Raw genomic sequence first — 26380 nt, forward strand, 5'->3', positions numbered from 1 at the left:
AATTTTTTTCCTGGGATTCGGCAAAACGAAATAGCATCATGCTAATCACACACAAAGGTTTTCCTTTGCAGTATGAAAAAAGTAATGATACTAGTGGTGCTAGTAGCTCTAGGAGCTGCAGCAACGTCTTGCCAAGACGAAGCGTACAATGATGTGGAGGAGACAGTGATAGAAAACGCACCTCCTGTCACAGATGATGAGGAAGGAGAAGAGCCTGCACCGGGACAAATTGCATAATCAGGTAACAATCTGAGTTTAAATGAGAGGACGATAAACCACCTATCGTCTTCATTAGTAGGCGATAAATAAGCTAGGTAATGAAGAATTGCATAAGGATATTTCTTTTTGGTGGTACACTATTGCTTATGGCATGTACGGAGGAGTTTGATATTCCTGATCCGTCGCAAGTAGAGGCTATTCATCAGCAAACGTATCAGCTTTTCAAAACTGACTTAGACTCAGCCATGATTTTGGCAGACAGCAGTTTGGCGTTGGCGCTGGAAAGTGAAGTGCCTTTGGAAGTAGCGAATAGCTATTACATCAAAGGGTACATTTTCAAAAAGAAAGATGATTTAGCACAGGCTTTTATAATGTATTTAAACGCAGCAAAGGTTTTGGACGTGTTGACTGCTGAGAATGCAGAAAAAATGAACTGTGATGTCCTACTTAATATTGGAGAAACTTTGAGGAAATTCTATAGATATGATGAAGCTATTCATTCGTACGAAGTGGGCTTTTCGCTCGAAACCATAGACGATGCTTGTAAACAGAAACTTCACTACAACAAAGGTTTAGCCCTTAAAAACCAAGGCAACTTAACTGAGGCAATGGAAAGTTTAAAGCAATCAGCCAACATAGCTAACAGCATACAGGATATTAGCAGGGTCCTAAAGTCCTTCAACTTGCTAGGGTTAGTACATAAAGATGCTGGACATTACCCTGAAGCCAGAGCGTATTATCAATTCATCATTGATCACCCAAAAGCATCCACGAAGTATCGGTCCATGGCCTATCAGAATATGGCTGTTTCTTATCTCGAGGAAAATCAATCTCCCATCGCTAAACAATACCTGATAGTGCTTTAGTGCTGAAGCAAACGATCAAAGATCCTAAATTGACTTTCAGCACATTATATGATTTAATAGAATGGCACTTTGATAACAATCAACTAGCAGAAGCAACGGAATATGCGAACCAAGCGGAATTGTTGCTTCCAAAACTTACCATGATGCCACAGACCTACAAACTATTTCATCTGCTGAGCAAAATCCATCATGCAAAAAAGCAATTTGACGAATCAGCAAAGTATCACAACCGTTACTATGAGACATCTGAAGTGTTTATTGATGAGCAAGAAAAAATCCTGATGGAATACAAAAAATTCCAAATGGATCTGATAATAACAGGTTTTGAAGCAGAGCAGCTGGCTAATGAACAAGCAAGCAAAGCCGGACGGTTTCAAATGATCGTAATCATTGGCGCAATTGCATTCATGTTACTCATCACAAGCTGGCACTTTTGGTTTCGCCGCTGGCGCAGAGGTCTTTGGAACAAAGTATTTAATACCATGCTTCAAGTAGATCGTCCTCCGTCTGAGCACAGAGGAGCCAATCTCAATGGGTTCACAGATAAGTTGCATTGAGGTTCCAAACCTACCCATCACGAACCCGATGAACTACTTAGCATTTTAGTAAAGGCTAACACGCGGAAAAGCAAGTACTTCATACCAGACGAGCCAGGCCATCCTTGATAATTGTTTTTGTTAGAAAATGTCTGATTATCGCATTAAAACAAGATATTAATTGCAACTACGATAAAGTTAAACCTCAAAAACAGTGGTTTTGATACATTTTTGGGGTTTTATAAAGGGCCTTGATTTTTTTGCTTCGTTTTTGGATCAAGCCAAAAATGAAGAGTCCGTCCGGCTTTAGGACATAAAAATGAATAAACAAGGAAGCCCTAGCTAGTTCATCGAGTCGTATACTTTCCGAACCAACTCTCCGATCTGTGAAGGTTCCAGCCAGCGAGTGACAATCACCAGGTCCTTTTGCTCATCCACTACAATGAAGTTGCCTCCAAAACCCGCGGCGTAGTAAAGATGATCTGGCAATCCTTCCCAAGATCGTGGCCCCTTGTTGAGCCACCACATGTAACCATAACTCTCATAGGCAGAAGCCGGCGTCTGTATCATCTCTGTCCACCGCTCAGAAATAAGCTGCTCGTCCTCCCATTTGCCTTTTCTGGCAAACAGTAACCCAAACCGAGCATGATCTTCTGTGCTGATAAAAACACCTCCACCATGATGACCACCGCCACTCACCACTTGCATCTGCTGGCCATCCATGTTAATCCAGGAGTCTTTGTATCCATACCAGCGCCAGGTTGTGCTCGCCCCGATGGGGTCCATGATGCGTTCCTTTAGCACTTGCGGTAGCGGCTTTCTCCAAACATTCAATAGGGAATAAGAAAGCACATTTACACGCACGTCATTGTACTTGTAGCTGCTGCCAGGCTCATTTAGCTTACGATACCTCCAGTCATCCAACTCTCCTTCCCTATCAGGTCTATCTGCCCAATCATACAAGCCAAAAAGTGCCCCAGACCAGTCGGAAGTTTGCTGAAGCAGGTGTTCCCAGGTGATCTTTGCATTGTGCGCTCCTTCAAAAGTTTCGTCCCAGACATACCCCTTTACCTGATCCTTTACAGATGCAATGAGTCCATCGTCAAGTGCTAAGCCCGCGGTGGTCGACAGGTAGCTTTTGGTTACGCTAAAAGTCATATCAACTCGCTTAGTGTCTCCCCAGGAAGCCGCCACATACCCGTCTTTGATGATCATACCAGCAGGTCCACCACGTTCTTTGGTAGGTCCTTGCAAGGCGTGATAAGGTTCCCGGCTAAAGCCCTGTAGAATAGCTAAGCGTAAGTCTTTTTGTCCCGAATATTCATTGTCCATCGCAAACTGGACCGCATCATCAATTGCAGACTGATTTAAGCCAACTTGAGCAGCAGGCTTGCTATCCCATTGGCTTTTGGAAGGGAAATACTGAGCGCTGAGTGTTGTGCATATACTCAGCGCTGCTAAAAAAATCATTTTTCTTGCCATCCAGGCAAGTTACTAAATGGGAATTAATCCATTTGTACGGCAGTACCACTGGCGCTCACCATCATCATGCCACCATCTTTTCCTAGTGTTTCATAGTCAAGATCTATTGCAATGACCGCATTTGCTCCAAGTGCTTTAGCCGCTTCAATCAATTCCTGTACTGCTATATTTTTCGCATCCTTCAAAGACTTTTCATAGGCACCTGATCGGCCTCCTACAATATCCGTAATGGATGCGAAAATGTCTTTGAAAATGTTAGCTCCGATGATCGCTTCACCTGTTACCATTCCATAGTATGTAGAGATGGTCTTCCCCTCCACGTTGTTCGTTGTTGTAAGTAGCATATTATCTAATTATGTCTGTAGAAAGCGCCTTTTTCTTATAGCGCCGATTCAATAACGGGTAGAGCAGCACAGAGGTTAGGATCAATAGCGTTCCTAAGTAAAACCCCGGGCTCATCTCTTCACTATCGCCGAAAATAATCAATGCCAGGATAATACCATAAACAGGCTCAAGATTTACCACGAGGTTGATTGAAAAGGCAGAAAGTCGCTTCATCAATTCAACAGAAATGGAATAGGCATACACCGTACATACAATCGCCAAAACGGATAAGTAAAACCAATCCTCCAGCGTAGGGTTAAGCACAAGGGCATCCACAAAAAAGCCCGTATATAATGGAAAGAAAAGCACTGTCGCCAGACAGGCTCCTATCATTTCATAAAAAGTGATAACGTAAGGGTCGTAGGTCTTAGTCAGTCGCCCATTGATCACGGTGAATACAGAAGCAATGAAGGCGGACAGAACTGCCGTAAGTAAGCCCGATAAATAATCAAACTCTACGTTGAAGATGACTCCAATACCAATGAACGCAATGATGCTGAGCAGCACCTCAAATCCCTTGATCTTTCGTCCCTGAGACAATGGTTCGATCAAACTTGTCCAAAGGGAACAGGTAGCCATCCCTGCAAGACAAACAGATGCATTGGAAATACGTGCAGAAAGAAAGAACAGTATCCAGTGAGCAGCAATCAACACGCCTGTCCCAAGGATAATCCAGAAATGCTTGCTGGAATGAATCGCAAGCGAACGCTTCCAAAACTTTAAGACAATCCATAGTCCCACTGCTGAAATAAGCGTTCGGAAAAAAACAACCTCTACGGATGGAATGTCAATCAGTAACCCGAGTATTGCTGTAAACCCCCAGATCAGGACAATGAAATGAAGGGTTAAAAAATCCTTCTTTTCCTGCGTCATTTTGGTACCGTTTTATAAAGTAACATGGCAACACCGGCAAAAATGATGTTGGGCATCCATATCGCCAGTAAGATATTCATCGAACCTGCTTCCGCAATCGCGTTCGCCATGATGAAGGTGATGATAAAAGCAAAAGCAATGACAAATCCCAGGGCTATCTGAAAGCCTGTGCCTTGGCGCGATTTTTTGGCCGAAACGATGACTCCAATGGCCATTAAAATGATTACGGTAAATGGAGCCATGTACCTTACGTATTTTTCAATCTGAAATATATGCACATCGTCAGCACCTCTTGACTTTTGAAGCTTAATGTGCTTATTCAACTCCCCCATCGTCATGGTTTCCCATATTCGATCTTTGTTACCAAAGTCTTCAGGCGATAGATTCAACAGCGTGTCCAACTCATCTCCCTCAGTAATGATCTCGCTAGTCCCCAATACCTCGCGCTTTTGCCATCGTTTCAACTTCCATCTACCAGTCGTATCCCAGTCAATTTGGCGTGCACTTATTTTTTCCACCAGCTTGGTGCCTTTCATTGTCTCCAGTGTGACTGAGTTACCAACATTCCGCTTTACATCATACCGATAAATGTAGATGTAATCTTCGAGGCTATCGCGCTCCGCAATCTTTATGTGGATGTGTTTGTCTGTATTGTAAAATGGATCTTTCAGGTACCTCATCTCAAAATCCAATCGGAATTTATTGGCATCAGGTATCACATAGCTATTGAAGTAAAAACTGAGGCATCCAATTAAAACAGAGGCTAACAAATAGGGATACAACATTCTTCGAAAACTTACTCCACTGGCCAGAATAGCCACGATTTCCGTCTTTGAGGCCATTTTAGCCGTAACAAAAACGGTCGCAATGAAAACGGTAATGGGTGTAAGCAGGCTTGCAATATAGGGGGTGAATGAAAGGTAGTACCTCCAAATCAAATTTGAAGTCAATTCATTCTTGATGAAATCGTCATTTTTCTCCGTATAGTCGATTACGACAATGATGAGTAACAGCAATCCCACCACAAACACGAATGTGACTAAGATCTTTTTTAATATGTACCAATCAAGTTTTTTCATCTTTAATCAAAGGCGTTGACTTACCTTCTTCACCATCGTCTCCTTCCAACTTGCGAAGTTATCATTAATGATCTGTTTACGCGCCTCGCCAACCAACCAGAGGTAAAAGGTAAGGTTTTGGATGCTTGCAATTTGTGCGCCAAGAATTTCGTTGCTGGTAATCAAATGACGTAAATATCCTTTCGTGTAGAACGTACTTGTGTATCCTCCCAGTTCAGCATCCACCGGACTGAAGTCGTCCTTCCATTTTTCATTGCGAATGTTGATGATTCCCTGCGTGGTAAAGAGCATGCCATTTCGGGCATTACGGGTAGGCATCACACAATCAAACATATCTACACCTAGTGCAATACATTCCAAAATGTTTGCAGGCGTACCCACTCCCATCAAGTATCTGGGTTTGTCTTTCGGTAGGATGCCGCATACATGATCCGTCATGGCATACATGTCTTCCGCCGGCTCTCCGACTGATAGTCCGCCAATGGCATTCCCGGGTCGTTCCTTGCTGGCGATGTACTCTGCCGACTGTGTTCTCAGATCTTTATATACGCTGCCTTGTACAATGGGGAACAAGGTTTGCTCAAACCCATATTTGCCTGTTGTTTCATCAAATCGATTGATGCATCGATCCAGCCAACGATGCGTCATGTGCATGGATTTTTCTGCATAATCGTATTCACACGGGTAAGGCGTGCACTCATCAAATGCCATGATGATATCCGCTCCGATGGTTCGCTGAATATCCATGATTCCTTCTGGCGTGAAAAAATGCTTGCTTCCATCTTTGTGCGATTGGAAATGAACGCCTTCCTCCACAATTTTCCGGTTGTCCGCCAGCGAATACACCTGGTAGCCTCCACTGTCTGTTAATATTGGACGGTCCCACCCATTGAATTTATGCAGCCCTCCTGCCTTTTCCACTACATCAAGCCCCGGACGCATGTATAGGTGATACGTGTTGCCAAGAATGATCTGCGCTTTGATGTCTTCTTCCAGCTCTCGCTGATGAACCGCCTTGACTGTGCCGGCTGTGCCTACAGGCATGAATATCGGTGTTTGGATCTCACCGTGTGCGGTCTTGACCACACCGGCTCTTGCGGATGATTTGCTGTCGCTGTTTTGTAATTCGAATTGCATCGGGGCGCAAAAATAAGCTGAAAAACCAAGGCACCACCAGATCAAAAGCATCTTCTCTCGCCAGCGGTTAGCATGACCTCCTTGTAAATCATATGGGAACTACCTCTATAAGGTATACAAGACGTGTACCAACCCCACCTTTTTTTGCCTGATACTAGCCGTTAAGCGAAATTGAAATCCCCACTTAGTGTGCGAGCACCACCCTTCATCGCTTAAGTGAAACCATTTTTTCACACATAAAATCAGCGGAATGGCGACACGAAAGAAATACTTCAGAATCCTGATGGCATTTACAATCATCACTGCCGGTGTAAGCGCCTGCCACACAGACACCGCACCGATGCCTTCGAAAACCATCGATGAGTACCTGGCCGAAGAAGGGCTTGTGAGAACCAAGTTGGGTGAGAAACTCGAAAACCCCTACAGCCTTGTGGCTATGGAGGCTGCTTTGGACTCCATGAAATCCTCGCTCGAATCGTTCGCTCCAAATGGACGGCAGGCCCGAATTGCTGAGCAAATTGAAATCAGCACCACAGACTTGTATGTTCGATTCTTGCCGCGAGACTCGGTACAACGCGATGCAATGATGGACGATACAACAATGGTCTACTACGACCATCCACTGGATTATGAGATCGAGCAGGAAGGCGATGTCTATGTGGATAGCACCTGGACCGAACAAGCACAACCCTGGCTATACAGTGTGGTGAAACCGGACCATCCATTTCCGGATACCGTCATCCATGAGTTACTCAGCGAGCTGTTCATTCCAGAGAATCATCCGGACTTTGTAGAACCAGATACAACCTCCACGGGTGGCAGAGAAGCAACGACTTTTGGTGAGCTACTCATGCGCATGGAAACCATGTCTCTCGCCATGACAGACAACTTACCTGAAGAAGAAAAACAGCAGGTTGAGCAGCTCAGCCAGCAAGGCCGGACAAACTGGTTTTGGAACCGATGGTTTCCACCCAAGTGGTATCCGGATGGATATGTAAGAGTTCGCGAACGCAGTGCCAATCAAACCAAAGGGTGGCTACCGGTAGTCGGTGTGAGGGTAAGAACCCGAAGGTGGTTTAAGATCAGAACAGATTACACAGATGCCAGAGGCTACTACCGTACAGGGTCTTTTCGGCGGCCGACAAACTACAGCGTAGTATTCAAAACGCACTGCGTGAAAATCACCAACTGGCTGGGCTGGGCAGGTAGACACAACGGACCCAAACGAAAAGGCAGGTGGGATGTGTACTACGACTGGCACTCGGCCAACTGGGTGAAAGCTACGCTGGTAAACGCTGCATATTTATACGACATACAACGTAAGCGCACAGGCATTCGCAATCCCTTTCCCGAAGGCTTTTGGGCATGGGCAGGTCATCGAATGAACATCAGAGCAGTTTTTAAAAGAGATATTGGTGATTGGTCTTTCTTTAGGATTAATCGAATAAGAATCTACACAAAGTTCAAAGATGGCAGAGGTGATCGTGAGACCGATGACCTATATGCACTTACATTTCATGAACTTGGACATCAATCACACTATAAACTCAATCGCTGGAACATGCTACGTAGTAGCCGTATCCTAAAAGAGAGCTGGGCCAATTTTATTGAATTTTACTTTACAAGGGATTACTACTACCACAATCCTAAAGTCAACCTTAATTCTCCAACCAGTATTCCAAACTATGACGATGAAACAATCAGAAAGTCAGAAAAATCAGCTTATACGCAACTTTTTGTTGACCTAATGGACAGTCATAACCAGCTGGATGTCAGACCAGGTACGAATAGAGCAAACGATAAAGTCAGAGGATACACTTTTGGGCAAATACAGCAGGCTGTGAGAAGATCGCAGCAACTTCATCACGTCAGAGATTATTTAAAGTCTAATTACAATAATCCAACTCAACATCACTTAGATGAATTGTTTGAATTTTATCTTCAGTTCTAACCTTTTTTATCATGCATGCCAATATTTTTTTATTAGTGCTATTACTTTTTTTGTCCTCTGGATGTGTCAGCGACAATAAAGTGAGTGCAAGATTCACTACATCTAGGGTCATCAAAAACACGTCTGACTTTGAAATTGAACTCCGGCACTTCTTTGAGCAAGACCGGTTAGATACAGTCATTCTTACTAGTGATTCTATTGTTTTTTCGGCTAATTCTGTGGTTACCGGAGGCGAGCTTGGTTGCTTCAATCCGAACTACAGCTATGCTTTTGCACAAGCCTTGGAAGATTCAGTCTACATTATTTTCAATAAAGAAAGGATTCTCAAGTTTCGAAGGATTGATTTCAATGGATGTTTTGGAAAAGATATACTCCAGGCTGATGTACCATGTGGGTATACCGTAAGAGGGGAAGGTACTGGTATTGAAATCTATACTTACGAAATCACCAATGAGGATTATGAACTAGCAGAGTCGTATGAGGGTGGGGATTAGACAATCCATGAAAAAGTGCCGAAAATAGAAGATAGCTGCAATCCGTATTCGTCTTTCTTGGTAACCTTGCATTATGCTATTCGCTCTTTGGTGCATATGTGGTGCCGTCCAGGTAATCATAACTGTATATCTGGCAAGCGCCTTTACAAAAAAGGTAAAAGCTACAGATGAGTATACACCTTATATGAGCATCATTGTAGCAGCTCACAATGAGGATTTGAATCTTCAAAAACTCGTCCCTCTCCTGCTTTCTCAGGACTACAACCATTTCGAAATAGTGATCGCGCTTGATCGATGCACCGACAACAGCAGCAACTATCTGAAGAAATTAGCAGCTTCAAGCATCAGCATACTTGAAATCAATGAAGTCCCAAAGGACTGGAATCCTAAAAAATATGCATTGAAGCAAGCAACATCGAAAGCCAATGGAGAGTGGCTCGTTTTCACAGATGCCGATTGCGCGCCTGCTTCCAATCAATGGCTAAAATCCGTTGCACAATGTGCCTCTAATGATAAAGAAATCATCATTGGGGTTTCACCCTACCTATCACAAACCTCCTTTCTATCCCATTTTATCCGACATGAAGCTTTCATGACCGCTTTTAGTTATGTTGCCAGGGCATTGAAAGGGAAACCTTACATGGCCGTGGGCAGGAACATGGCTGTACGCAGATCCTTTTTTGAAGCTTCACCCGGATATGATCAAATGAAGTCCATTCAAGGTGGGGATGATGACTTATTCATCCAATCCAATGCAACAGGAACTAACACCGCTGTGATGCTTGGATCAAACAGTTTGATGTTTACTTACCCAAAAACGACCTGGAGATCTTATTGGAACCAGAAAGTGAGGCATTTATCTGTGGGAGCTTCTTATAAACTAAGCGATCACCTATTTCTTAGTTCAAATCACTTATCTCACCTGCTCTTTGTAGTACTGGCCACATTCACCACCGCTCAGTATTTTTTCTTGCCAGTGTTCCTTTTTTACCTATTTATTAAATTCGTGAGTTATAGATTTGCTGCGGGTAAAATGGGAATGAATATCAACTATATTTTGCTCCCACTCGTTGACATCTTATATTCAGTGTTAATTCCAGTAATTGCACTGTGGTCAAAACTCGAAAAGGACATTAAATGGAAGAACTAAATCGTCAGTTTTCTGATAAAGCTCTGCGGGACTTTAAGCTGATAGATCTTGCCACTCAAGGCAACGATGAAGCAGCGTATGCCGAGCTGATGCAGCGTTACAAAAAACCTGTGTACCACATGATCTTAAAGATGGTCAGGAATGTTGACGATGCGGAAGATTTGACCATTGAAGCATTTGCGAAAGCGTTTAAGAACTTAAGCCGCTTTAAGAAGGATTACACATTCAGTACCTGGCTTTTTCGGATTGCCACAAACAATGCCATTGATTTTATTCGAAAAAAGAAGCTGAACACCTTCAGCCTCAACAGTACATTCACCGATGATAGCGGCGAATCTGTAAACATCGACGTACAGGATAAAAACCTGACGCCTGATGAAGAAACCATCAAAGATCAAAAAATTGAATTGGTTCGCATGTTTGTAGATAAGCTACCCGCCAAATACCAGAGGCTCGTAAAGCTTCGCTACTTTGATGAGCTCTCGTACGATGAAATTGCCAAAGAGCTGGAAGCCCCGTTAGGAACCGTAAAGGCCCAACTTCACAGAGCTCGCGAGTTAATGTATGAATTGGTGAAGGATAAAAAGAAGCATATTTAGTCCTTGATCGGTTATTCTTAATTTAATTCAGAATCTTTGTGTTCAATGAGTGCTGAAACGGTTTCAGCACGACTTAATTTCAGGCACATCGAAATCATCCATAAATATTTCCCCGAGCTATCTACTGATCAGGTAAAGCAATTCGAGCAACTTCAAGGTTTGTATGCGGAATGGAATGCAAAAATCAACGTTGTAAGCCGCAAAGACATAGATCAGCTGTATGAGCGTCATGTGCTGCACAGCTTAGCAATAGCGCAGTTCACCTCATTCGCACCCGGATCTCAGATTCTTGATGTAGGCACTGGTGGTGGGTTCCCTGGCATCCCTTTAGCCATTCTGTATCCTCACTGCCATTTTCACCTGGTAGATTCCATTGGTAAGAAAATAACAGTAGTCAAAGAAGTGGCCAATGCCATAGGGTTAAAAAACCTTACGGCAGAGCACCAGCGGATGGAAAAAGTAAGTGGCACGTATGATTTCATCGTTTCGCGCGCCGTAGCGAAGACGAAGCAACTCTTTATGTGGGCACATCAAAAAATTGATGCGGAACAAAAAAATGAGCTGGACAATGGAATGATCCTGCTAAAAGGTGGTGATCTATCGCAGGAAATGAAAGAGTTTGGCAGGCGGTACATCGAGAAAAACCTGTCGGATTATTTTGTTGAAGAGTTTTTCGAAACCAAAAAAATCATCTACGTACCCATCCATTAACAAAAAAAGCCCTTCCAAATGGAAGAGCTTTTAATTTCTTATCTAAGAACCCCTTAGAACGCGAAAGCTACGCCAGCTTGTAACACAAGTTGCTCAAAAGAGGTGTTGTATTTCAGTTGCCCGTTAATAAATAGCGCATCACCCGCTGGAATCATTGCGCCAGCTCCTAAGTTGATACCATTATCTGAAGTTGTAAACGATCCAAATCCGTTTGCTTTGGTTTTAGCAGAGGAAATAGCGAATCCAAAAAGACCATAGAATGTTCCATCTCCAAAATAGTACCGACCATCCAAGTTAAAAGAAGATGTGCTGAAAGAAGCGCCTCCTTGTTCTTCTTTAAAAAAGAAGGTATAACTAGGTGCTCCACTTATTACATCACTAAAAAAGTACTCACCACCAATGTTGATCCCAAGAGCTCCTTTTGTGCTCCCATCGTTTAGATCAAGCGTTGCTTTAGTACCATACGCAAGGCCAGCACCAACTCTAAGGTCTCCCTGCTGTTGAGCACTTGCAGAAAACCCTACTAGGCAGAGGGCTGCGACAAATAATACGATTGTAAATTTTTTCATAGGCTTTAATTATTTAATTGATTGTGTATGCGAATATATCAGGTATGAGCTAGCTAAAAAAAATGTGATGCCATCCATATAATCAGATTATCGGTCAAACAACATCACAAATCGCAGTAAAGGCCTGCTTTTATGTCAGGTAAAGGCAAAAAAAAACCTCGACTAAGTCGAGGTTTTTTTTAATATCTTATGTCCTTATCAGAACTTGTAAGAAATTCCGAATTTGATAATAACACCAAATGGATCATCTGCACCATCAGGCTTAGCAAGATTATAATCAAGACCTGCTCCTAGTCCAAACTGATCAGAAAGTGCATAAATCGCACCGGCACCTACGTTAAGTCCTACAGTGCTTTCTACGTCAGCTCCAAGGCTAGTCAAACCAGCTTTACCGAAAACTTTGAAGTCGTCAGTCATGAAGTAGTACTTAAAGTCAACACCAAGAGCACTTGCTGTAAGACCATCTTTAGAGTAAGAGTAATATTCAACTGTTCCAGACATAGCATCTGCGAATACATATTCGAAACCTCCACCAAAACCTGTGAAGCTATCGTCGCCACCAAATGGACCTGTTGCAATACCAACACCAGCGTTGATGCTCATATCTCCTGCTTCTTGTGCATTTGATGTAAATGCGAAGATTGCTACTAGCGTAGCTGTCAATAATACTTTTTTCATTTTTTGTTTTTGTTTTTGTTGATAATGAACGCAATATAAACAGGTTCATACCATCTTCAAATACCACTTTAAGGGTATTTTATAAGTGGTTGAATTAAATCGCTGAATATCAAAATATTAAGATTCAAAGGATTGCCACGTTAGAATAATTATTTTTCTACTTTAAAAAATTATATTTCACTCCATTTTGTACCTTTACCTCAAACAAATTACAATGAAAAAAATCACATTATCACTACTATTTATTACCGCTCTTTGCTTTGCATCACAAGCACAAAAAACCATCGGAGCGGGCTTTGCATACGGTTCTGAGATCGAATCCTTGGGAATCGGGGTTAATGCAGAGTTTGACATAAACAGCGATATTGATATCTCTCCGAGCTTTATCTACTATTTCAAAAAGAACAATGTTTCTTGGTGGGAGCTCAATGGCAATGTCAATTACATTTTCAGCGACAATGGTCCTACGATTTACGGAATAGCTGGCTTAAACATCACCACAGTTAAGGTTGATGTGGGTCCATTTGGTAACATCAGCAGCTCTGAATTTGGTCTTAACCTGGGAGTAGGAGCAAATTTTGCTCAGTCCGGATCTGTACGACCTTTTGCTGAAGCGAAGTATGTACTCAGCAACTTTGATCAATTGTCGCTTTTTGGCGGAGTTAGATTCCCGTTCTAAACTCATTGAAGACTTTTATAACTTAAAGCTTCCAAATTGGAGGCTTTTTTTATGAAGAAGAAAATTATCGTACTGACCGGAGCGGGTATAAGCGCTGAGAGTGGGCTCAAGACTTTCAGAGATTCGGATGGCTTATGGGAAGGGCATGATGTAACAGAAGTTGCCACGCCTGAAGCTTGGGCAAGGAATCGTGCGCTGGTGCTTGAGTTCTACAATCAAAGAAGAAAGCAAGCTCAAGAAGTGAAACCAAATCCTGGACACATCGCGCTGGCAGACTTGGAAGCACATTTTGAAGTGGTGATCATCACTCAAAACATTGACGCATTGCATGAAAAAGCTGGCAGTAGCCATGTACTGCATCTTCATGGAGAAATAAGTAAGGTTCGAAGCACCCAAGATCCGGCATTAGTTCACGAACTTGAAGGCTGGGAACTCAAAGAAGGCGATACATGTGCTAAAGGCTCACAACTTCGGCCGCACATTGTTTGGTTTGGGGAAGCAGTCCCCATGATGGAGCTTGCCATGCAAGAAGTGCTCTCCGCAGATATTTTTATCGTGGCAGGAACATCTCTTGTTGTTTACCCTGCAGCAGGGCTCATTGATTTTATTAAGCCGGGTGTACCTAAATTTATTGTCGACCCAAAAATACCTACCATTGCTAATGCAGATAACTTTCACTTGTTTGAAGAAGCCGCAAGTACGGGACTACCTAAAGTGAAAGAACATATAATTGAAAATCACCTATGAGTAAACATACACTTGAAAAATTCTACCGTGCTTTTAAAGCACATGATGCAAAAAAAATGGCTGAATGCTACCATCCGGATGCCACATTTAATGATCCGGCATTCCAAAACCTGAATTATCAGGAAGTTACGGCCATGTGGGCCATGCTGATTGAACGATCAAATGGAAATCTCGAGATTACTTTCGATTCGATAGTGGGTGACAATGAAATGGCACAATGCACCTGGGAAGCGGACTACAAATTTTCCAAGACGGGAAATGAAGTTCATAACATCATTCACGCCACAATGGAATTTAAAGATGACCTAATCGTCAAACATACGGATCATTTTGATTTCTGGAGGTGGTCTAGAATGGCGCTCGGGCTTCCTGGAGCCTTATTGGGATGGACACCTTTCTTGAAGGCAAAGGTTCAGAAAATGGCACGAACCTCGTTGGATAAATACATGGAAGAGCACTAATTCTCGTCCATAAGTACTTTGATTAACTCTTTATTCTTTTTTTCGCTGAGACCTAACCAGTCCAATGTCGATTGGTAGAATATGTTATCAATATCTTTTTGTGGTAAATCCATTTCTGTAATGAACTTACCGATCTCCAAATCGCCCAGTGGAAATGGGTAATCAGACCCCAAGCAAACTTTTTCTGACCCTATCAAGTCAATAACGTATTGAAGGTAGGTCGGGTCATGAGTAATGCTATCCACCCAGAATTTGCCAAGATACTCTCTTGGATTTACGTCATTGTGTACAGCTACTAAATCCGGACGACAGTTGAACCCGTGCTCTAAACGTCCAATAGTAGCAAGCAATGAACCACCCGAATGAGCAAAGCACACCCTCAATTTCGGGTATCGCTCAAAGACACCCCCGAAGATCATGGAAGCAGCAGCACGAGCTGTTTCCGCAGGCATTCCCACAAGCCAGGGCAGCCAGTACTTTTCCATGTATTCTCTACCCATCATTTCCCATGGATGAACAAGGACAGCCATCCCCAAGCTTTCACATGCTTCAAAAAATTCAAAGAAGCGTGGTTTGCTCAGGTTATGGTTATTGATATTTGAGCCGATCTGAACACCTGGAATCCCAAGTTTTTTGAGTCTTTCCAATTCTTTGATGGATAAATCAGGGTCTTGCATGGGAACCGTTCCAAGTCCAATGTAATGTTTCGGGTTGTCTTCCACCACTTGGGCAATGTGATCATTCAGAAACATGGAAAGATCCAGGCAGTCATGCGCGTCAGCCCAGTAACTGAACATCACAGGAATCGTGCAAATTACCTGCACTTGTGTATCAAACTCTTTGTATTCCTCAATCCTCTGCTTTTCATCCCAGCAATTGGACTGTATCTCTCTGAAAAACTTATCGCCTTTCATCATTCGAGCAGCTTCTGGCTTGTGATGAAGCAAATGGATGAAGTCTCCATATCCAAACTTTTCCGCAAAATTTGGAATATTGTGAGGGAGGATATGCGTATGCATATCTATTTTCAAACTTGTCTGATTTGCCATATTACAAAGGTAAAAAGAAATTACCCTACTGACTACCGCAATGCTCGATGATCATGTCTGCTGCTTGCTTCATACCTAATGCGCTCGCCTTTTGGAGGTATTGACACGACTTATCTGACTCATCCAGGTTTAAGTATGCCATGGCAGCATTGAACCATACGTTCTCATAGCTCGTGTCCAGCGAAAGGTATTGTTCATAAAAGCCAATGGCTTCTTTGTATTTTTTCTCATGAAAAAGCGTATTTCCTATTAAATGAAATGCTTCGGTGCGGGATGAGTTTAGCTGCAAGGCTTTGATGAAATCCTGCCTTGCTTGTCCATATGCTCCGATTCTTAACAGTGCTTTTCCTCTACTGATTCGCGCCAGGTCATCGTTGACATTGGCTTCTATCGCTTTGGTATGGTACATGGCCGACAAGTCATAATCCCCACGTTCGTAAGCATTCGCACCCACCAAATTCAACATTGGCGTAAAATCCTCATTGGCCAGCAGTGACATAGGCAGTTTTGCATTTTCATCCAGAATGGCCAGGTTGTACCAGGCATGATAATTTGCAGAATCCAGTCGTATCGCCTCTTTCAAATCATTGATGGCATCAGATTCCCTACCCATCTTTGCGTAGAGCTGAGACCGATTCACAAAGCAATCTGCTAATGAATCATATGCAAATGCTGCAGTGAAATCCGCAAGCGCCGCATCCCAATCGCCCATCTTTTGATGCGCCATGCCTCGGTACTGATGCACATTGCTAATCATTGACTGCAGGGTGGTAAGGAAAGTGCCTTTCGATCCTGTAGGATCATTTCCATAGTAGATAGCACGCGTCTCTGAATTGCCATGATTATCTATGACATAGGTGAAGTCATTTATGGCTTGCTCCGTACTCGATGAGTTATAGTAAATCAATCCCTTCTGAAAGTAAGCCTCCATGTTGTAGGGGTCTTTTTGAATAACCGCTTCATAGTCTGCAAGCGCACGCAGGCTTTCATTTTGCGCTTCGTGAATCATCGCGCTTAGGAAGTAATCCTCGGAATTGGGTTTTCGGATTAAGTTTTTATTAATATAGAACCGAGCAGAGTCCAAATCATTTTCATTGAACTTAGTTCTTGCCTGGTCATAGAAGTCTTGCGCAGAAACTTGGGTTATCCAACAGATCAATAGGAATGAAATGAGAGCTTTCATAAGGTTGAGGTATTTCAGAAGAAAAGAACGAACCTTATCTCTCTTAGGTTATAGCACTCGCTGAATTTGCATGCTGCTCTCCTTGTTGAGATGCTCAAACTTTCCTTTCTCCATTTTGTAAAAGCTTACCGCCATCACGAGAAACAACCCGGTGCCTTCCGGTATGATTCGATTGTCAATGGAAATCATGCCTGTCATCGGTTCCGTCTGGATTTTTAACAATGGCAACATGGAACTTTCGTACGTTCCAAACTTGCCGTGTAGGTCTTTGTTTAGGGGCTTATACCCTCCGGACTTTTGATCGAACTGATAATCGGAAAGGGCTATAAGGCGAGCCGTGATTTTAAAATTAGATGCTCCTTTAGGGCTCTGGAATGTTTTTTCAGGTATGAACGAGGGGAAGTGAAGTATCACCTGACCTCTTTGAGATCCGGGTTTCACAAAATATTTCGCGCCAAATATCTTTTCATAAGGTGCCTTAGAGTTAAACTCAAATCCATTGAGTAAATGTCCGTGCTTGCTCAGAAACAAAGGACGTGTTCCTGTCTTGCCCTCTTCCATCTTCGCGAGGTTTCTAAACTGAGCAGTTAATTTTCCCGAAACATACGTTTCACAGATTTCTGACATGCCTGTAGACAATGACTGGCGCAAAGTTTTCGCCATCATGGATGCAACACCGAATTCTTTTTGATTATTTCTTAACTCCTTGTAGGATGCTTTGGTCTTTACTTGGCGAGCAGTTGGGCCTCCTTTCTTTGCAATGATTTCTCTATCAATGCCCTTCAACTTATATCTTCTGTACCCTTTTGGAATTTCAATTTCGATCGGAGTTCTGGGAGAATCTTTCATGTTTTAGCTGACTGATTTTAGGTTGACTTGTTTTTGGTTTTCGCTAAGGGCTGATGAAGATAGTAAATTGACCCGTAACAACAAAATTTCAAATTCACTTATATCTTAACCAGGATCATGACTACCCCTTGAATACTACGGACTTATGAAAAGCGCTACCTTAGTATCTCTCATAACGAATTTATAGTCGCATTTTTTTACCCGTATGACCTTTTGTAGCTTCGGTTTCTGATTTAAATATTCTTAATCCATGAAATCTTTAAAGGTCTTATTACTCATCGTACTCTGTGCTTGCCAAACCACGCAGGTTTCTTTACCAAAGGAACCGGAGATTGGGCCACTGGGAGAGAAAGTCATGATCTCATCTGCCCACCCTTTGGCTACTCAGGTAGGCATTGAAGTACTAAACAAGGGCGGAAACGCGTTTGATGCAGCCCTGGCAGTGAAATTTGCTTTAGCAGTCGTTTTTCCAAGAGCGGGGAATATTGGTGGCGGTGGGTTTGCTGTCTACCGCATGAATGATGGCAGCACCGGATCCATCGACTTCAGAGAAAAAGCTCCAATGGCTGGCAGCCGGGATATGTTTCTTGATGCTGACGGCAATGTCATTGACGGACTGAGTACCAAAGGTCATAAAGCCGCAGGTGTTCCCGGTTCTGTTGATGGAATATTAAAGCTCCATGAAAAGTTCGGAACTCTTCCACTTGCAGATCTCATTCAACCTTCCATTAATCTGGCATTTTATGGGTTTACGATTACGCAGAATCAGGCTGTAGAATTTAATGAAAAACGAGATGTTTTCATGGAAGTCAATGGACCTGATTTCTTCCTTATTAAGCAGCAACCGTGGAAAGAAGGCGATACTTTAAAATTCACTGAACTGGCAGGCACGCTTACACAAATTAGAGATCGGGGGCGAGAGGGTTTCTATGGTGGAATTGTGGCGGACCAAATTGTGAAAGAGATGCAGCGCGGTGGTGGAATGATTTCCAAGGAAGATTTAAAAAACTACAATGCTCAATGGCGAGACCCAGTCGTGGGTACTTATCGGGGACACAAAATCATCTCAATGCCTCCACCATCCAGCGGTGGCATAGCCCTCATCCAATTGCTTCAGGGAGCAGAAAAACACAATCTCTCAGAAATGGGTCATAACACGACTCAAACGATTCATCTCATGACTGAACTGGAACGCAGAGTTTATGCAGACAGAGCCACACACCTGGGAGATCCTGACTATTATGATGTCCCGGTAGCCATGCTACTTGACCCGGCATATAATGAAGAACGGTTCTCATCAATATCACTTAAAAAGAAAACAGATTCTCAGGACATCAAAGAAGGGGCGGTTGACGTGATTGAAAGTGTTGAGACCACTCATTTTTCTGTCGTAGACTCGGAGGGGAATGCTGTTTCTCTTACCACAACGCTGAATTCATTCTTTGGATGCAAAGTCTATGTGAAGGGTGCTGGTTTTTTTCTAAACAATGAAATGGATGACTTTAGCTCCAAACCCGGTGTACCCAACATGTTTGGGCTTGTTGGAGGTGAAGCGAATGCCATAAAGCCAGAAAAAAGAATGCTGAGTAGCATGACTCCTACCATTATTGAAAAAGATGGCAAGCTAAAAATGGTTGTCGGAACGCCCGGAGGTGCTACGATCATCACTTCGGTATTTCAGGCCATTGTGAATGTGATTGATCATGGCATGAGCATGCAAGACGCCGTGAATGCGACTCGTACCCATAGCCAGTGGCTGCCGGATCGAATTCTTATTGAGGAAAGACTCATAGATCCCCGAGTGATCGAAAGTCTTGAAAAAAAAGGACACTCAATTGAGCGTCGGAAATCCTGGGGTCGGATGGATTGTATTCTCGTCCGCGAAGACGGCAAACTTGAGGGCGGTGCCGACTACACCAGAGGAGATAATTATGCTGAAGGATTCTAAAACAATTAAAAGATGAAGAAAATATTATACGTATTCATAGCACTGATCATAGCTGAAGGCTTGTATGCTCAAAATGTCATTAAACCTGCGAAAGGCTATAGCAACGACATAGGCAACATGATTTCCATGTTGGATGATCTGAAAGGAAGAGTCACTAGAATTGTGTCGAACATGGATCAAAAGGGGACAGATTTTTTGCTTGATGAAAATGCCAATCGCATTGGAGCAATGATCATGCATCTGGCTGCTACCGAAGTGTATTATCAGAAGTATACGCTTGAAGGACGTGCTTTTAATGCGGAGGAAAATAAAAAATGGGGTGCCGCCATGAGTCTGGGAGATGCGGGGAGAGAAACCCTCAAAGATCAACCCATCTCCTACTACCTGGATATCTGGGATCAGGTTCGATCCGAAACAAAAGCCTTGTTAAAAGAGAAGGACGACAAATGGTTTGCAAAGAAGACCTCTGCCGGATCCATGAATAATCACTGGGCATGGTACCATGTGATGGAGCACCAGGCCAATCATATGGGACAAATAAGATTGATTCAGGGTAGGATTCCTGAGTAAAACATCACATCACTAACGCTGCGCTCCCAAGCACAGCCGCATCATTCAATGGAAGTCCGGATCGCATGATCCGGATTTTGTTTTGATAGAGGTTGTGAACGTTCGCCTCCAGAGTTTCTTTGAGGGAAGGGAAAAACAAGTCACTTGCCTGCGCAATGCCCCCGAAGAAAATGATCGCTTCGGGGCTGGTGTATGCGGCAGCATCCGCCAGCTTAAGACCCAACCATGCTCCTGTTTTCATAAAAGTTTCAATAGCAGCTTGCTCACCCGCTTCAGCCTTCATCGCTATTTCTTGGGGCGTGTTCACCGTTCCAACCTCAAACGCGTGATACGTCTCCAATAACCCTCTGATGGATACATAGGCTTCCAAACAGCCTTTTCTTCCACAGGTGCAGTCTCTCCCTCCTGGCACAACAATGGAATGTCCAAGCTCTCCGGCAAAACCGTCGTGACCGTAAATCACCTTGCCGCCAGCTACAATTCCGCTTCCTAAACCTGTCCCCAGCGTGATCAAGATGAAGTCATTCATATCCTTCGCAACCCCAAACTGCTTCTCGCCAATTGCTGCGGCGTTCGCATCGTTGGTGAGCACCGCCTTCACGCTCAGTCTTTTTTCAATATAAGCGGCCACCTCATGCACTTCTTTCCATGGCATGTTGGGAGCGTATTCCATTGTGCCGTTGTAGAAGTTTCCATTTGGTGCTCCAATGCCGATTCCTTCTATGGTTACACCTTTTCTTTTCGCCAGGGCTTGGATCGCATCTACTATCGCATCTAAAAATGGCTCAATGGGCCCAGAGGCAAATCCTTCTATTAAGATCACCGAACGATCGCTGATTTTACCCTCTTGTGAAACCAGGCCAATCGTCGTGCTGGTCCCTCCGATATCGATCCCGATGTAGTATTTCATGCGCTAATGTTTAAACCCCTTCCACCCGTACCAGGCGATGTAAACAAAACAAACAATCGTGATCAAAAAGGAATGGTGAAGTCCAATCGAACTATCTGCCATCAAGCCTTGCAAAGGAGGGAGTAAGGCGCCTCCGACAATTGCGGCCACCAACACTCCAGACCCTCTACTGGTTTGAGGCCCAAGGTTGGCAATGGCCAACGTGAAAATATTACTCCACATGATGGACAGAAACAGTCCTGTTCCGATCAGCAACCACATAGCTAGGTAACCAGATGAAACACTGAAGCCTAACATCAGCAACACACAGGCGATGGCTGCAACACGCAACAATTTCTGACTGCTGATGAATTTCAGAATGTAAGAACCACCCAATCTTCCAACCATCAAACCTCCCCAATAAAAGGGCAAGTACCTGGCTCCTATTTCACGAAACTTCGCGATTTGATCCTTTTCCTCGGTTAACCCTGCGATATAGCTCTGAAACTCGGGCAGTGCAGGGAAAATATTTTCACTCAAATAAATAACAAGGAACGAAGCGATGGTCACTTCGGCTCCTACATACAGGAAAATAGCGACAGCTCCTTTGATGAGATGAGGTTTCTTCCAGACGCTTTCGCCTTCAGCTTCATTCGTTGATTCAGCTGTTTCTACCACCTCGGGTAATTTCAGGAATCGAAAGATGACCGCCAGTAAGAGCAGCAATGCTCCAAGCACGAGGTAAGGCATCTGAACGGCTTCTGCTTGTTCTGAGGGTGATAAGCCTGCAAGCCCTCGCAAGATGAAATAGCTTCCCGCCAATGGGGCAATCATCTTCGCCACACTGTTGAATCCTTGAGCTAAATTCAATCGATTGGAGGCTTTTTCTGGCTCACCCAATCGTGCCACATACGGATTGGCTGCCACTTGTAGCAGCGTCACTCCAGAAGCCAGAACGAAAATAGCACCTAAAAAGAGCGGATAGGAAATGATTGCGGAAGCTGGATAAAACAACCAACTACCTGCAGCCATGATCACCAATCCAACAATGATTCCTTTGTGATAACCAATGCGATTGAGCAACCAGGAAGAGGGCAAGCTTGCTACAAAAAAAGCAATAAAAAAGGCAGAGGCGACTAGAGACGATTGGAAATTGGTGAGCTCAAACAATCCTTTCAGGTACGGAATAAGCGCGCCATCCAGCTCGGTTAGAAACCCCCAGGTGAAGAAGAGGAGCAACATGTAAAACATGCTTGCTCCATGGTTTTGTTTAGCCATTCAAGTATGATTTAGCATCAATCAATTCATTTTTTCCATTTGCCATCTCCGCGTAATTGAAGCCTGGATGAATGGCATATGCTCCCGTATTCCCCGCAATGTCCATGGCCAGGTAGCCCACTTGAAATGCTTTGTAGTCCAGCTTGTCTACAATACGTTGAACGGCGTCTTCGCACGCCTCTTGCGGAGTGGCTCCTTGTCGCATCAACTCCACCACCAAAAAGGATCCAAGCGTTTTTAACATCAATTCGCCCATGCCGGTAGCTGTAGCAGCTCCATAGTCATTGTCTACAAATAGTCCAGCGCCTATGATGGGAGAATCACCGATCCGTCCGTGCATTTTGTAAGCCAGTCCGCTAGTGGTACAAGAGCCGGAAAGGTTCCCTTGTGCATCCTGACAGATCATGCCAATCGTGTCATGATTTTCCACATTGATGATTGGATTGTATTCCGATTTTTCCAGCCAGTTCTCCCAGGCTTTCTTCGAGCTTTCGGTCAATAAATTCTCTTCTGCAAACCCCTGCGCCAACGCGAAGCGCTTCGCTCCTTCTCCTGCCAACATCACATGTGGTGTTTCTTCCATCACTTTTCTGGCCACCGCTATCGGGTGCTTGATGTTTTGCAAAAAGCACACGGAACCTGCATTGCCTTTGTGATCCATGATGCATGCGTCCAACGTCACATTGCCATCTCTGTCAGGTAATCCACCTATTCCGACAGAACTTCCATTGGGGTCAGCCTCCACCACTTTCACTCCTTTTTCTGCACCGTCCAATGCACTTCCACCCTCATCCATGACTCGCATGGCCTCCTCATTGGCTTCCATTCCGTGTATCCATGTACTCAGCGCTTTCAGCTTTTTCGACCGGACAAGGGTTTCCGGTTCTGGCTTGGCCTCTGCACAAGCTGCCCCGACCAATCCTACGCCGGCTGCTGTAGCAAATGAATTTTTAATGAATTTTCTTCGAGTACTCATGGTTAGTTGATTACGATTTCATCAGCAAAAATCCATGACTTGCCCCCTGCTCCTTTATGGTCGGACGGGCACACACCACGGTTCTTCGCTACAATTTTTATGTATCGACCGGCGAACGGCCGATTGAATTTAAAGTCTTTCAGGATAGCATCTTTCTCCTTGTAGGAAATATTATTCGTTTCTGAGCCAAGCTCTGTGAAGTTTTCCCCATCATCAGAAACCGAGAACTGCACTTCGGTGGGCATGAAAATCCACGCGTTTTCATCTTGTAGGAATCCGATCTTGGCAACCGTGTAATTGCCCACTTTGCCCATATCCACCACTGCTTCAATGTCAATGCCCTCATATCCCTGCCATGATCCTGTCCGGAAGTCCTCCCCTCCTCTGATGAAGTCAATCAAGGCCATATCTCCTCCTGCCGTGTAATGGTTGGCGTATGCGGTACCCAAGCTGATGCTTCGCTTCTCGGGGATTTTATAGAATGTGCTTTTGGCCTTCAAACTTTCTTTCCCACCTTTTTCTGCCCAAACGTACAGGTCGGTCGAACGATCAATGGCAAAAGATTCTTCGTATTTCTTGGAGTCGCCACCAGCAGTGAACGCATAAAAAATAGCTGCATTTGCTGTCGGAGTAGACAAGGTGACCTGAGTAGACTCCATGAAGGCATGATCACCTGTTTGCAGTGCTGGAATGGCAATCGCCTCTGCATCAATCCTGGACGTTGGACGGTGAGCTTTCATGGTTCCAAAAGCTGAAGGCTCAGGCTGCATTTCCAAGGAAAGTTTACCTCCATTCATCAGATCCTGATGGTTGATGAAAGAATATGGATGGTCTTCATCATTTAACTGCGCACTATGCACATACACATTGGCATCCGTGTTTTCTGGAGCCTCTATCACAAATTGCTTCCCATTTTCCAGATTGATGGTGGCTTTTTTAAACCATGGACTACCCAACATGTAATCCGTACTTCCCGGAGCTACCGGATAAAATCCCATGGCACTCATCACTAACCAGGATGACATCTGTCCACAATCTTCATTTCCTGAAAGCCCATCTGGCTGATCCGAATACAGCTCATCCATGATCTGACGCACCAGCTTTTGTGTTTTATCTGGGCGACCGACAAAATTGTACAGGTATGGAATGTGATGACTCGGCTCATTGCCATGTGCGTACTGGCCAATCAACCCAGTGATGTCTGCCTGATCTCGCCCCATGGTTTCTGAATTGGCAGAAAAGATGTCGTCAAGCTTTTGCTCAGCCGCTGCATCACCGCCAAGCAACTCAATCCAGGTTTCTACATCCTGCGGCACATAGTAGCTGTACTGCCAGGAGTTTGCTTCTGTGTAGTTGAAATTAACTTCGGCAGGTTCGAATGGGTAGAACCAACGGTTGTTATTTCGCGCCCGCATGAAGCCCGTTGAAGGGTCGAACACATTTTTGTAGTTCTGTGCACGCTGATAGTAGACGGAGGCAATTTCTGGCTTGCCCATTTGGTTCGCCATCTCTGCGATGGTCCAGTCGTCATAGGCATATTCCAACGTCTTGGAAACACTCTCAGCTTCCACATCAGAAGGGATATAACCAGAGGCTCGAAACTCATCTATCCCTAACCGGTCTTGCATGGAGCTGTGAATCATGGATTCCAACGCCTTCTCCGTATCAAATCCTTCGATGCCTTTCATGTATGCATCAGCGATGGTAGGTACAGCGTGATAGCCAATCATGCAGTCGGTATAGTTACCCGCCAGCTCCCACATCGGCAGTCGGCCGCCATACTCGTATTGCTTGATAAATGTCTGAATGAAATCCACAGTTCGCTCCTGCTCGATGATCGTGTAAAGTGGGTGTGTACTGCGGTAGGTATCCCACAAAGAAAACACCGTATGGTTTGTAAAGTCCGTATCCTGATGAATCTCCAGGTCGGTGCTTCGGTACCTTCCGTCTGCATCGTGGTATAAGTTTGGAGCGATCATGGTGTGGTAGAGTGCCGTGTAAAACACTTCCATTTGCTGATCACTGCCGCCCTCCACATTGATTTTATTTAATTGCGACTCCCAGGCAACTCGTGCATCGGCTCTGGCTTTCGCAAAGTCCCAACCGGGGATTTCTGCTTCCAAATTTTTCTTGGCGCCTTCTTCATCCACTGCTGAGATGGCCACTTTGATTTTTAATTGATCGCCTGCTCCAAACCCGAGCGACGCCTTGATGCCTTGATTGCCATCTCCAAATTCCATGGACTGGATGGGCTGATCGAAGATGATGCGGAAGAACACGTACTGCTTTTGTGCCCATGATTTGCTGTGACGAAACCCTGTCAATTCATAGTCATTCACCTGGATCAGATTCGACTGCAGCACCTCATCCCGATGCGCCAGATCAATGATGAGCTGGCGATCTTTTGCGCCATTGAAATCATACTGGTGAAAGCCAACGCGCTTGGCGGTCGTCAACTGGACGGCAATATCATCCGCCGCTAGATTGACCGCATAATACCCGGGCTCAGCTACCTCGGTGGACTTCAGGAATGGAGAGCCATAGCCCGGCGCACCGTCTGCTCCATTGTTGTAAAACGTCTCCCCAGTGTAAGGCATGAGCAGCACATCGCCATAGTCTGCGATGCCTGTACCGCTCAAGTGTGTGTGACTGAAGCCATAAACCACCGAATCGGTGTAGTGATAACCCGAACATCCGTCCCAGCCTTCTAGTCTTGTGTCTGGGCTGAGTTGCACCATCCCGAAGGGCATCGTGGCACCCGGAAAGGTGTGTCCGTGACCGCCAGTTCCAATGAATGGGTTGACGCGCTCGAAAGCGGTTTTAGGGGTTGATGGCGAGCACGAAATAAGCATAGCTCCTGCAATAAAACAGCTCAGTGCGGTGCGCATTAGGTTCTGTTGTTTCATACGAATCGGAAATTAATGAAAATGGGATTAAGTGGTGAATAGTCGGGTGGTTAATTGGTGGGATTGAGTGTGATTAATAACGGTAGATTGTTGGGATTTTAGTAGATTAGAGGAAGT

Annotated in this window: 27 protein-coding genes; 13 read left to right on the forward strand and 14 right to left on the reverse strand. The window is 44.3% G+C overall.

Annotation, left to right across the window (positions count from 1 at the left end):
- Positions 1-72 precede the first annotated feature (72 nt).
- From ABJF57_RS11275 to ABJF57_RS11285, 3 genes are all read left to right on the forward strand, one after another.
- Positions 73-237, forward strand: a complete 165-nt coding sequence (locus tag ABJF57_RS11275; RefSeq protein ID WP_462229070.1) for a hypothetical protein — start codon at positions 73-75, stop codon at positions 235-237.
- 80 nt (positions 238-317) lie between these two features.
- The gene (locus ABJF57_RS11280; protein WP_462229072.1) at positions 318-1085 is read left to right on the forward strand and encodes a hypothetical protein; all 768 of its coding nucleotides are present in this window, start codon (positions 318-320) and stop codon (positions 1083-1085) included.
- Positions 1085-1642 (forward strand): hypothetical protein, encoded by a 558-nt coding sequence (locus tag ABJF57_RS11285; RefSeq protein ID WP_462229074.1) that lies wholly within the window; start codon positions 1085-1087, stop codon positions 1640-1642. The genes ABJF57_RS11280 and ABJF57_RS11285 overlap by 1 nt, the downstream gene beginning before the upstream one ends.
- A gap of 321 nt (positions 1643-1963) precedes the next feature.
- On the opposite strand, the gene ABJF57_RS11290 is transcribed toward ABJF57_RS11285, so the two are convergent.
- From ABJF57_RS11290 to tgt, 5 genes are read right to left on the reverse strand one after another with little or no spacing between them, the layout of a single operon-like run.
- On the reverse strand, positions 1964-3103 hold the full coding sequence (locus ABJF57_RS11290) for a serine hydrolase domain-containing protein (protein ID WP_462229076.1): 1140 nt from the start codon (positions 3101-3103) through the stop codon (positions 1964-1966).
- Between the two features lie 23 nt (positions 3104-3126).
- Positions 3127-3447 carry a heavy metal-binding domain-containing protein gene (locus ABJF57_RS11295; RefSeq protein ID WP_462229078.1) on the reverse strand — a complete coding sequence of 107 codons (321 nt, stop codon included), beginning with the start codon at positions 3445-3447 and terminating at the stop codon, positions 3127-3129.
- 1 nt (position 3448) lies between these two features.
- A complete protein-coding gene (locus ABJF57_RS11300; RefSeq protein ID WP_462229080.1) occupies positions 3449-4360 on the reverse strand; it encodes a DMT family transporter in 912 nt (303 codons plus the stop codon).
- Positions 4357-5439, reverse strand: a complete 1083-nt coding sequence (locus tag ABJF57_RS11305; RefSeq protein WP_462229082.1) for an LptF/LptG family permease — start codon at positions 5437-5439, stop codon at positions 4357-4359. Before ABJF57_RS11305 ends, ABJF57_RS11300 begins: the two co-directional genes overlap by 4 nt.
- 6 nt (positions 5440-5445) lie before the next feature.
- Complete coding sequence (gene tgt, locus ABJF57_RS11310) at positions 5446-6576, reverse strand: tRNA guanosine(34) transglycosylase Tgt (RefSeq protein WP_462229084.1); 1131 nt, start codon at positions 6574-6576, stop codon at positions 5446-5448.
- A gap of 250 nt (positions 6577-6826) precedes the next feature.
- Here tgt and ABJF57_RS11315 point away from each other — a divergent pair, with 250 nt between their 5' ends.
- From ABJF57_RS11315 to rsmG, 5 genes are all read left to right on the forward strand, one after another.
- A complete protein-coding gene (locus ABJF57_RS11315; protein WP_462229086.1) occupies positions 6827-8527 on the forward strand; it encodes a hypothetical protein in 1701 nt (566 codons plus the stop codon).
- A gap of 11 nt (positions 8528-8538) precedes the next feature.
- Positions 8539-9021, forward strand: coding sequence for a hypothetical protein (locus ABJF57_RS11320; protein ID WP_462229088.1), 483 nt, complete (start codon positions 8539-8541; stop codon positions 9019-9021).
- A gap of 73 nt (positions 9022-9094) precedes the next feature.
- The gene (locus tag ABJF57_RS11325; protein ID WP_462229090.1) at positions 9095-10171 is read left to right on the forward strand and encodes a glycosyltransferase; all 1077 of its coding nucleotides are present in this window, start codon (positions 9095-9097) and stop codon (positions 10169-10171) included.
- Positions 10159-10770, forward strand: a complete 612-nt coding sequence (locus tag ABJF57_RS11330) for an RNA polymerase sigma factor (RefSeq protein ID WP_462229092.1) — start codon at positions 10159-10161, stop codon at positions 10768-10770. The genes ABJF57_RS11325 and ABJF57_RS11330 overlap by 13 nt, the downstream gene beginning before the upstream one ends.
- Positions 10771-10815: 45 nt before the next feature.
- Positions 10816-11481 carry a 16S rRNA (guanine(527)-N(7))-methyltransferase RsmG gene (gene rsmG / locus ABJF57_RS11335; RefSeq protein WP_462229094.1) on the forward strand — a complete coding sequence of 222 codons (666 nt, stop codon included), beginning with the start codon at positions 10816-10818 and terminating at the stop codon, positions 11479-11481.
- Between the two features lie 53 nt (positions 11482-11534).
- Here rsmG and ABJF57_RS11340 read toward each other — a convergent pair whose 3' ends face one another.
- Complete coding sequence (locus tag ABJF57_RS11340; protein WP_462229095.1) at positions 11535-12050, reverse strand: outer membrane beta-barrel protein; 516 nt, start codon at positions 12048-12050, stop codon at positions 11535-11537.
- Between the two features lie 198 nt (positions 12051-12248).
- The gene (locus ABJF57_RS11345; RefSeq protein WP_462229097.1) at positions 12249-12728 is read right to left on the reverse strand and encodes an outer membrane beta-barrel protein; all 480 of its coding nucleotides are present in this window, start codon (positions 12726-12728) and stop codon (positions 12249-12251) included.
- Between the two features lie 214 nt (positions 12729-12942).
- Here ABJF57_RS11345 and ABJF57_RS11350 point away from each other — a divergent pair, with 214 nt between their 5' ends.
- The 3 genes from ABJF57_RS11350 to ABJF57_RS11360 are packed head-to-tail and all read left to right on the forward strand — an operon-like array spanning position 12943 to position 14615.
- A complete protein-coding gene (locus ABJF57_RS11350) occupies positions 12943-13407 on the forward strand; it encodes an outer membrane protein (RefSeq protein ID WP_462229099.1) in 465 nt (154 codons plus the stop codon).
- A 51-nt stretch (positions 13408-13458) separates the two neighbouring features.
- The gene (locus ABJF57_RS11355) at positions 13459-14154 is read left to right on the forward strand and encodes an SIR2 family NAD-dependent protein deacylase (RefSeq protein WP_462229102.1); all 696 of its coding nucleotides are present in this window, start codon (positions 13459-13461) and stop codon (positions 14152-14154) included.
- Positions 14151-14615 (forward strand): nuclear transport factor 2 family protein, encoded by a 465-nt coding sequence (locus tag ABJF57_RS11360; protein WP_462229104.1) that lies wholly within the window; start codon positions 14151-14153, stop codon positions 14613-14615. Before ABJF57_RS11355 ends, ABJF57_RS11360 begins: the two co-directional genes overlap by 4 nt.
- Here the strand turns inward: ABJF57_RS11360 and ABJF57_RS11365 are convergent.
- From ABJF57_RS11365 to ABJF57_RS11375, 3 genes are read right to left on the reverse strand one after another with little or no spacing between them, the layout of a single operon-like run.
- Positions 14612-15664, reverse strand: coding sequence for an amidohydrolase family protein (locus ABJF57_RS11365; RefSeq protein WP_462229106.1), 1053 nt, complete (start codon positions 15662-15664; stop codon positions 14612-14614). The two genes, ABJF57_RS11360 and ABJF57_RS11365, sit on opposite strands and share 4 nt — an antisense overlap.
- A gap of 25 nt (positions 15665-15689) precedes the next feature.
- A complete protein-coding gene (locus ABJF57_RS11370; protein WP_462229108.1) occupies positions 15690-16847 on the reverse strand; it encodes a tetratricopeptide repeat protein in 1158 nt (385 codons plus the stop codon).
- 48 nt (positions 16848-16895) lie between these two features.
- Positions 16896-17696, reverse strand: a complete 801-nt coding sequence (locus tag ABJF57_RS11375) for a hypothetical protein (protein ID WP_462229110.1) — start codon at positions 17694-17696, stop codon at positions 16896-16898.
- Between the two features lie 250 nt (positions 17697-17946).
- Here ABJF57_RS11375 and ggt point away from each other — a divergent pair, with 250 nt between their 5' ends.
- Together ggt and ABJF57_RS11385 are read left to right on the forward strand one after the other, a co-directional pair.
- Positions 17947-19644, forward strand: a complete 1698-nt coding sequence (ggt, locus tag ABJF57_RS11380) for a gamma-glutamyltransferase (protein WP_462229112.1) — start codon at positions 17947-17949, stop codon at positions 19642-19644.
- Positions 19645-19656: 12 nt separating this feature from the next.
- Positions 19657-20214, forward strand: coding sequence for a mycothiol transferase (locus ABJF57_RS11385; protein WP_462229114.1), 558 nt, complete (start codon positions 19657-19659; stop codon positions 20212-20214).
- A 4-nt stretch (positions 20215-20218) separates the two neighbouring features.
- Here the strand turns inward: ABJF57_RS11385 and ABJF57_RS11390 are convergent, their stop codons facing one another.
- Genes ABJF57_RS11390 through ABJF57_RS11405 form a run of 4 tightly spaced genes read right to left on the reverse strand, consistent with a single transcriptional unit; the run spans position 20219 to position 26263 of the window.
- Positions 20219-21124 (reverse strand): ROK family protein, encoded by a 906-nt coding sequence (locus tag ABJF57_RS11390; RefSeq protein ID WP_462229116.1) that lies wholly within the window; start codon positions 21122-21124, stop codon positions 20219-20221.
- A 3-nt stretch (positions 21125-21127) separates the two neighbouring features.
- The gene (locus tag ABJF57_RS11395) at positions 21128-22381 is read right to left on the reverse strand and encodes a sugar MFS transporter (protein ID WP_462229118.1); all 1254 of its coding nucleotides are present in this window, start codon (positions 22379-22381) and stop codon (positions 21128-21130) included.
- Positions 22374-23357, reverse strand: a complete 984-nt coding sequence (locus tag ABJF57_RS11400; protein WP_462229120.1) for an isoaspartyl peptidase/L-asparaginase family protein — start codon at positions 23355-23357, stop codon at positions 22374-22376. Before ABJF57_RS11400 ends, ABJF57_RS11395 begins: the two co-directional genes overlap by 8 nt.
- 2 nt (positions 23358-23359) lie before the next feature.
- The gene (locus ABJF57_RS11405) at positions 23360-26263 is read right to left on the reverse strand and encodes a GH92 family glycosyl hydrolase (protein WP_462229122.1); all 2904 of its coding nucleotides are present in this window, start codon (positions 26261-26263) and stop codon (positions 23360-23362) included.
- Between the last annotated feature and the right edge of the window lie 117 nt (positions 26264-26380).

It is taken from the genome of Ekhidna sp. (assembly GCF_039940915.1).
Taxonomy (GTDB): Bacteria; Bacteroidota; Bacteroidia; order Cytophagales; family Cyclobacteriaceae; genus Ekhidna.

Excerpts from the sequence above, each read along its gene's own strand:
- ABJF57_RS11275 (WP_462229070.1), top strand. The coding sequence starts at position 73 with ATGAAAAAAGTAATGATACTAGTGGTGCTAGTAGCTCTAGGAGCTGCA.
- ABJF57_RS11280 (WP_462229072.1), top strand. The coding sequence starts at position 318 with ATGAAGAATTGCATAAGGATATTTCTTTTTGGTGGTACACTATTGCTT.
- ABJF57_RS11290 (WP_462229076.1), bottom strand. The coding sequence starts at position 3,103 with ATGGCAAGAAAAATGATTTTTTTAGCAGCGCTGAGTATATGCACAACA.
- ABJF57_RS11295 (WP_462229078.1), bottom strand. The coding sequence starts at position 3,447 with ATGCTACTTACAACAACGAACAACGTGGAGGGGAAGACCATCTCTACA.
- ABJF57_RS11300 (WP_462229080.1), bottom strand. The coding sequence starts at position 4,360 with ATGACGCAGGAAAAGAAGGATTTTTTAACCCTTCATTTCATTGTCCTG.
- ABJF57_RS11305 (WP_462229082.1), bottom strand. The coding sequence starts at position 5,439 with ATGAAAAAACTTGATTGGTACATATTAAAAAAGATCTTAGTCACATTC.
- tgt (WP_462229084.1), bottom strand. The coding sequence starts at position 6,576 with ATGCAATTCGAATTACAAAACAGCGACAGCAAATCATCCGCAAGAGCC.
- ABJF57_RS11315 (WP_462229086.1), top strand. The coding sequence starts at position 6,827 with ATGGCGACACGAAAGAAATACTTCAGAATCCTGATGGCATTTACAATC.
- ABJF57_RS11320 (WP_462229088.1), top strand. The coding sequence starts at position 8,539 with ATGCATGCCAATATTTTTTTATTAGTGCTATTACTTTTTTTGTCCTCT.
- ABJF57_RS11325 (WP_462229090.1), top strand. The coding sequence starts at position 9,095 with ATGCTATTCGCTCTTTGGTGCATATGTGGTGCCGTCCAGGTAATCATA.
- ABJF57_RS11330 (WP_462229092.1), top strand. The coding sequence starts at position 10,159 with ATGGAAGAACTAAATCGTCAGTTTTCTGATAAAGCTCTGCGGGACTTT.
- rsmG (WP_462229094.1), top strand. The coding sequence starts at position 10,816 with ATGAGTGCTGAAACGGTTTCAGCACGACTTAATTTCAGGCACATCGAA.
- ABJF57_RS11340 (WP_462229095.1), bottom strand. The coding sequence starts at position 12,050 with ATGAAAAAATTTACAATCGTATTATTTGTCGCAGCCCTCTGCCTAGTA.
- ABJF57_RS11345 (WP_462229097.1), bottom strand. The coding sequence starts at position 12,728 with ATGAAAAAAGTATTATTGACAGCTACGCTAGTAGCAATCTTCGCATTT.
- ABJF57_RS11350 (WP_462229099.1), top strand. The coding sequence starts at position 12,943 with ATGAAAAAAATCACATTATCACTACTATTTATTACCGCTCTTTGCTTT.
- ABJF57_RS11355 (WP_462229102.1), top strand. The coding sequence starts at position 13,459 with ATGAAGAAGAAAATTATCGTACTGACCGGAGCGGGTATAAGCGCTGAG.
- ABJF57_RS11360 (WP_462229104.1), top strand. The coding sequence starts at position 14,151 with ATGAGTAAACATACACTTGAAAAATTCTACCGTGCTTTTAAAGCACAT.
- ABJF57_RS11365 (WP_462229106.1), bottom strand. The coding sequence starts at position 15,664 with ATGGCAAATCAGACAAGTTTGAAAATAGATATGCATACGCATATCCTC.
- ABJF57_RS11370 (WP_462229108.1), bottom strand. The coding sequence starts at position 16,847 with ATGAAAGCTCTCATTTCATTCCTATTGATCTGTTGGATAACCCAAGTT.
- ABJF57_RS11375 (WP_462229110.1), bottom strand. The coding sequence starts at position 17,696 with ATGAAAGATTCTCCCAGAACTCCGATCGAAATTGAAATTCCAAAAGGG.
- ggt (WP_462229112.1), top strand. The coding sequence starts at position 17,947 with ATGAAATCTTTAAAGGTCTTATTACTCATCGTACTCTGTGCTTGCCAA.
- ABJF57_RS11385 (WP_462229114.1), top strand. The coding sequence starts at position 19,657 with ATGAAGAAAATATTATACGTATTCATAGCACTGATCATAGCTGAAGGC.
- ABJF57_RS11390 (WP_462229116.1), bottom strand. The coding sequence starts at position 21,124 with ATGAAATACTACATCGGGATCGATATCGGAGGGACCAGCACGACGATT.
- ABJF57_RS11395 (WP_462229118.1), bottom strand. The coding sequence starts at position 22,381 with ATGGCTAAACAAAACCATGGAGCAAGCATGTTTTACATGTTGCTCCTC.
- ABJF57_RS11400 (WP_462229120.1), bottom strand. The coding sequence starts at position 23,357 with ATGAGTACTCGAAGAAAATTCATTAAAAATTCATTTGCTACAGCAGCC.
- ABJF57_RS11405 (WP_462229122.1), bottom strand. The coding sequence starts at position 26,263 with ATGAAACAACAGAACCTAATGCGCACCGCACTGAGCTGTTTTATTGCA.